This is a genomic window from Arthrobacter sp. MP_M4 (assembly GCF_035984855.1).
Taxonomy (GTDB): Bacteria; Actinomycetota; Actinomycetes; order Actinomycetales; family Micrococcaceae; genus Arthrobacter.
Genome location: NZ_JAXCHX010000050.1, coordinates 1 through 5,069, shown reverse-complemented (window position 1 = coordinate 5,069; position 5,069 = coordinate 1). Strand labels below are relative to the sequence as shown.

General features: G+C 66.9%; 3 protein-coding genes. All 3 read right to left on the bottom strand.

The window, feature by feature from the left end:
- Window positions 1-96: 96 nt before the first annotated feature.
- The 3 genes from RCH15_RS18830 to RCH15_RS18820 all read right to left on the bottom strand — a co-directional run bounded on the left by RCH15_RS18830 (window position 97) and on the right by RCH15_RS18820 (window position 4,670).
- On the bottom strand, window positions 97-2,061 hold the full coding sequence (locus tag RCH15_RS18830) for an NHL domain-containing thioredoxin family protein (protein ID WP_326962178.1): 1,965 nt from the start codon (window positions 2,059-2,061) through the stop codon (window positions 97-99).
- Window positions 2,058-4,220: a cytochrome c oxidase assembly protein gene (locus RCH15_RS18825; RefSeq protein ID WP_326962177.1), complete on the bottom strand. Its 2,163-nt coding sequence runs from the start codon at window positions 4,218-4,220 to the stop codon at window positions 2,058-2,060. Before RCH15_RS18825 ends, RCH15_RS18830 begins: the two co-directional genes overlap by 4 nt.
- A 162-nt stretch (window positions 4,221-4,382) precedes the next feature.
- Window positions 4,383-4,670, bottom strand: coding sequence for an HU family DNA-binding protein (locus RCH15_RS18820; RefSeq protein WP_326962176.1), 288 nt, complete (start codon window positions 4,668-4,670; stop codon window positions 4,383-4,385).
- Window positions 4,671-5,069 lie beyond the last annotated feature (399 nt).

Below are 5,069 nucleotides of genomic sequence, written 5' to 3'. Positions count from 1 at the left end.
AGGTTGAATGCGTAGTAACACTCATCCCAGCAGGACCACGAGTCCTCTTCTAGCTACAACACGAACCTATTTCCCCGGGAACCTTGAAGAGCCGGCTTAGTCCATACCCCGCAGGTCCAGGACCAGCCCCGTGTCACCGTCGGCCTGCAGGAGCACCGGGATGCCCCAGTCCTGCTGGTACAGGTGGCAGGCGGCGTGGTCCGGGATGTCACCGTCCGCGTCCTCCGGACCGTCGCAGGCCGCCGCGCGGGCAGTGATGTGCAAAACTCCTTCGGGCACGTCGGCGGCCAGTTCGAGGGTGCGGGTCAGGCCCACGGAGGTTCCACCGCCGGCGAGCAGCAGTTCCGGCGGGGTGGAGGAGATCTTCAACTGGGTCGGGTCTCCCCAGCGGTCATCCAGCTTCTGGCCGGTCGGCGCGCTGAACCGGACGGTCAGCTCCAGCAGCCCGGGGGCCACGGGGGTCTTCGGCCGCTGCGTCTGGGCTGCGCCCTCGTCCACCTGTTGCGCCTCCTTGGGGATTGGCACGTAGACGAGCTGGTGCTTGTTGGCTTCGACCACCACCAGCAGCGGCTCGGCGCCGGCCACCTGCGTGTGGTCCACGATCACGTCGGAAGGCTCGGACAGCCCGCGCGCCAGGGTGGAGACCATCCCGGAGGCGGGGTCATAGCGGCGGACGGCACCGTTGTACGTATCCGCGATCGCCACGGAGCCGTCCGGGAGAACCGTGACGCCCAACGGGTGCTGCAGGCGCGCCTCGGCGGCCTCCCCGTCGCGGAAGCCGAAATCGAACAGGCCCTTGCCGACGGCGGACTCAACAGTGATGGCGCCGTCGTCGCCGACCACGAGCTTGCGAAGCGCCGAGGTTTCGGAGTCCGCCACCCAGATGTTGCCGTCGGCATCCTCGGCGAGCCCGGAGGACTGCGCGAACCAGGCTTCCGCGGCCGGGCCATCGAGCAGGCCCTCCAGGCCGTTGCCGGCGATGATGGAGACAGCGCCGGAGCGCGGGTTGAAACTGAAGATCTGATGCACGCCGGCCATCGCGACCACGACCGCGTCCAGCTTGGCGGACCAGACAACGTCCCAGGGTGAGCTGAGGGAGACCCTGAGCGGATCCGCCTCGAGCCTGGCCCCATAAGCGGCGCCTTCCTCGTCTACCCGGGCCGGTCCGGTCTCCAGGAGCCGCTGCACGCCGTTGCCGGCCAGGGTCCGAACCGTTCCGCCCGCCAGGGACAGCCCGCGTAAGCGGTGGTTCACGGAATCGGCAATCACGACGTCGTAGCCTGCCTCGGCAGCGGCGTCCTCCGGCAGCAGAACGAGTCCCTGCGGCTCGTTGAAGCGGGCGTCGGCGGCGCCGCCGTCGGCGTGGCCTTTCTCGCCCGAGCCGTAAGTGGCCAGCACGGTCTGGAAGTCGGTGGAAAGCTCCACGAGGCGGTGGTGACCGGTGTCCGTGACGAGCCAGGAGCCGGCGTCGCCTGCAGCGTCAGACCCGCCGCGGCCGGCGGGAAGGAAAAGTGCCTTGCCGGGGAACCGCAGGGTACCCGACGTCGGCTCCGGAGCCACATAGGGACCGTCGCCGCGGTGCAGCGTGCCCTTGGCCTCATGCTCGGCGATCAACTCCGGAATCAGCACCGCGAGGCCGTCCGCGTGGCCCTCTCCGGAGAGGTGCGCCACGATGTAGCCCTCGGGGTCGACGACCACCAGTGTGGGCCAGGCCCGGGCGGTGTAGGCCTTCCAGGTGTCCAGCTCGGGGTCGTCGAGGACAGGGTGGCGGATCTCGTAGCGTTCGACGGCCGCGGCCAGGGCCACCGGATCCGCTTCGTGCTCGAATTTGGGCGAGTGGACGCCGACAGTTACGAGGACGTCGGAATACTCCTGTTCAAGCGGGCGGAGCTCGTCCAGCACGTGCAGGCAGTTGATGCAGCAGAAGGTCCAGAAATCGAGCAGCACGATCTTGCCGCGCAGCGATTCCAGATCCAGGGATTTGCCGCCGGTGTTGAGCCAGTTGCGGCCCACCAGTTCGGAGGCGCGGACCCGGAGGTGGGTGCGTACGGTTTCGGTCATGAGCGTCCTTCCAGCTTGGTATTGCGTTCGGCCTGCCGGGCATCGCGCTCAGCCAGCTTGGCAAACATATCGTTGTAAGCAGTCAGATCGGCGTCATTATTCCTGTCGGCTGCCCGGTCGGTGCGCTTGGACTCGCGGGCATCGGAGCGGGACCATTGGACCGCGACGCCGATCGCGACCAGCAGCGTCGGTATTTCGCCGATGCCCCAGGCCACGGCGCCGCCCATCTGCTGGTCCAGCAGTGCCGACGCGCCCCAGGTCCGGCCGAGGTTGCCGAAGTAGTCCGCAGCGAGGAGCCCGGTGCCGCCCATGATCGCCACGCCGAAGAACGCGTGGAAGCCCATCGTGGCCAGCAGGAGCAGCAGCCGCATGGGGTACGGCGCGCGCCGGGGCAGCGGGTCGGTGCCGATCATGGTCAACACGAAGATGTAGCCCGTAAGGGCGAAGTGCAGGTTCATCAGCTCGTGGCCGACGTGGTCGCGCATCGCATAGCCGAAGGCGTCCGAGTAGTAGAACAGCACGATCGAGCCGGCGAAGTTGGCGGCTGCGAAGAGGGGGTGTGTGACGAGTTGGGAGAATCTGGAGTGCACGAAGATCAGCACCCATTCGCGGGGGCCGCGCGAGCTGTCGCGCCGCGGGGCCAGCGCACGGAGGGCCAGCGTCACCGGAGCTCCCAGCACAAGGAAGATGGGGGCCACCATGGTCAGCGCCATGTGGTCCACCATGTGGGCGGAAAACAGCACCCGGCCATAGACCGACGGCGGACCGGAGGTGACGTAGGTCAGAACCACCAGCCCGATGACCCAGTTGACGGCACGGAACCAGGACCAGGAATCCCCGCGTCGGAGCACCTTCCGCATGCCCAGGACGTAGGCCACGAAGCCAAACATCGCCACAGTGACCCAGAGCCAGTCGAGACGCCATTCGCTCAGCCAGCGGTCGGGGGTGAGCTCCGGCGGCAAATCGTAGCCGGAAACGATGAAGGCCGGCGACGCGTTCGGCACCAGAGCTTCGCCCTGCGGCGGCGCCGAGCGGCCCAGCGCGACGGCGATGCCCGACGTCGTCCCCATGATCAGCAACTCCGCAACAACCAGCTGCCAAAGCACGCGCCGGGCTGACAGTCCGCCGCCCCGGCTGCCCAGCTGCGGGATGACCCAGCGCCGGTGCATCAGCCCGATGCCGCCAAGGACCAGGGTGGCCGCTGCCTTCGCAAGCACTAGCTGGCCGTAGGACGAGCCGAAGAGATCGTCCCACGACGTGAGGCGGATGCTGGCGTTGATCACCCCGGACGCGAAGACGAGCACGAATGCGAAGCCAGCCAGGGCGGAGAAACGCCGGAGCGTCGGGTCAGTGATGTCCGGGTTGCTCCCGTTCTTCGAACCCGACGCAGCGCCGCCCAGCAGGCCTGAGAGCAAGGCCAGCATGATGATGCCCCCCACCCAGGCCGAGACGCCGACCAGGTGCAGGCCCAGCGAGTTGATGGCGCCTTCGTGATCCGCAGAGCTGGCCGAGTGGCCAATCAATGCCGACGGGACCAGGCCAATCAGGGACAGCACGAGAGTTGCCGCCAGCCCGCCCAGCGACCGGACGCCGAAGAGGGCGGTCGTTACGACGGCAGCGATGATGACGACAGCCAGCCAGGCGCGGCCAGTCTCGATATCAGTCATGAAATAGACCAGGGAGCGGGTGAATTCCGGGTCACCGGAGATCTGCTGGCCCGCGATGTCCGAGTAGCTGAGCACCAGCACCGCAACAGCGGAGAGCGTCCATACGGCGCCCGCGGCGGCGGCTACAGCCAGCGAACGGGTGAAGGCCGGATGTTCCGGGAGATTCTTGGCTTTGGACCGGGACCCGGCCAATGAGCGCGGCAGGATTCCCACAGCGAAGAGCAGGCCGCCGATCACGGTGGCCAGCGAGACGTTATGCAATGCTTTGCTGGCGGGCAGGCCCCAGCGGACCAGTGCCCCCGGGTCGGAGACTTGGCGGGCGGCAGCCGCGCCCGAGAACAGCAGGGCGGCTACCAGTCCCAGGAAAAGCGCTGCAAGGCCCGCGTACAGCCAGGGCCGGGGGATTGCGACGTTGCCCGCAACAGCGCTTCCCGCTCCCCCTGTCGGGGTCGGAGCGGAGGAGGTGGCACGGGGACTTGCTGCAGCTGGCACACTTCCATTGTCCGCTACGCCCCGGCCGCAGGCCGAATCGGGAACACCAGAGGGACCAGCTGAAACCGCCTCCCGTGGCCGAGCCCGCCGACGGCGTGGCAGTTAACCAAAAAGGAGCGGCGACCCATGGGGTCGCCGCTCCTTTCAAGCAATGCCAGAAGACTACTTCTTCTTGGAGACCGCAGCCTTCAGCTTGGAACCGGCGGTCAGCTTGACGCTGTGGCCCGCGGCGATCTGAATGGTCTCGCCGGTCTGCGGGTTGCGGCCGGTGCGAGCTGCACGGTCGGTGCGCTCAACTGCAAGCCAGCCCGGGATGGTGATCTTTTCGCCCGCGGCGACGGAGGTCTCGAAAACCTCGAACAGTGCATCCAGCACGGAGTTGACGGCTGCCTGGCTGGTGCCGGCCTTGCCTGCTACGTCTGCAACAAGTTCACTACGGTTCTTAGCCATTTATGTCCTCCTGGACGGTCATGATTCCTGGAGCCTGCACACGGCGTGCGCACAAGCCACTGTTCGAAAACTTACCAGCTTGGCGCGGCCGAGGCGGCAAATTCCGCGTGTTTTCGGTCTTTTTTGACGAAAAAGCCGGGAATCACTGCCTTTAGGGGCCATATTTCGCCAACAGCGGACGAGCCTGCAGCTCTGGTAATGCCCGCCTTGACGCTCCTGCGGCACGGGCTGGTTCTGTTCCGGCGCTCCTGCTGTTCCGGCAGGTTTTGTTCCGGCGTTCCTGCTGGGGTGTCGGTTGGGGTTTGGGGGGTTAAATGCGGGAGAGCCCCTGACCTGGTGGTTAGGGGCTCTCGACCGTTTAATGGTGTTCCGGCGGTGACCTACTCTCCCACACCCTCC